Here is a 526-nt window from a genome sequence, read left to right as displayed (position 1 = left end):
GCTCCACCCAGGCCAGCGCTTTGTTGCGTTCTACGGCATTAACCTGATCGCATTTGGCCTGCGTCAGCTTCATGCCCTGGCGAACCGGTTTACCATCCACCAGCGTGGCGCCACGGCAAATTGTCCAGATGCCGGAGCCGTCACGGTAGGCGTTCAGACTGTTGCCTTCTTTCTCGTTCAGGAACTGGTCGAGAATAACGGGAGCCGACGCACCGGCGAGAACAAGTCCCAGTACCGCAGCGCTAAGCTTTGATCTGTTTGCCACTATTCCCCCCTGGCGGCTTTGCGCCGGTCCTCTTTGATTTTGAAATACAGGTTCGTCAGATAAGTCAGCAGTCCGAACACCAAGCTGCCGAGCACACCAATGGCCGCCCACTGCGATGGTGATACCTGGTCGAGCAGCTGGAGACTCCAATAACCAGCGTTGGTCGCTGAGGCTCCGTAGGCGATGCCAGTGGTTAATTTTTCCATGCGTAACATGCTCTCACCTCCGATTTGGTCGGGGTGCTGTATGTAGTAAGGGATC

The 526-nt window shown here is 56.3% G+C and carries 2 protein-coding genes; both read right to left on the bottom strand.

Annotation, left to right across the window (positions count from 1 at the left end; translation table 11 throughout):
* The coding region (locus FN633_RS00630; RefSeq protein ID WP_154058776.1) for a glycoside hydrolase family protein at positions 1–265 on the bottom strand (265 nt) is incomplete at its 3' end.
* Positions 265–480 carry a class II holin family protein gene (locus FN633_RS00625; protein ID WP_053271627.1) on the bottom strand — a complete coding sequence of 72 codons (216 nt, stop codon included), beginning with the start codon at positions 478–480 and terminating at the stop codon, positions 265–267. The genes FN633_RS00630 and FN633_RS00625, both read right to left, overlap by 1 nt.
* Positions 481–526: the final 46 nt, after the last annotated feature.

Origin of the sequence: Pseudescherichia vulneris (assembly GCF_902164725.1) — a bacterium.
GTDB classification, from domain to species: domain Bacteria; phylum Pseudomonadota; class Gammaproteobacteria; order Enterobacterales; family Enterobacteriaceae; genus Pseudescherichia; species Pseudescherichia vulneris.
The sequence above is the reverse complement of the archived record's forward strand: the minus strand, read 5'-3'. Positions and strand labels throughout refer to the sequence as shown.

What these genes read in the sequence shown, in the direction of transcription:
- FN633_RS00625 (WP_053271627.1), bottom strand. Translation starts at nt 480, where the DNA reads ATGTTACGCATGGAAAAATTAACCACTGGCATCGCCTACGGAGCCTCA.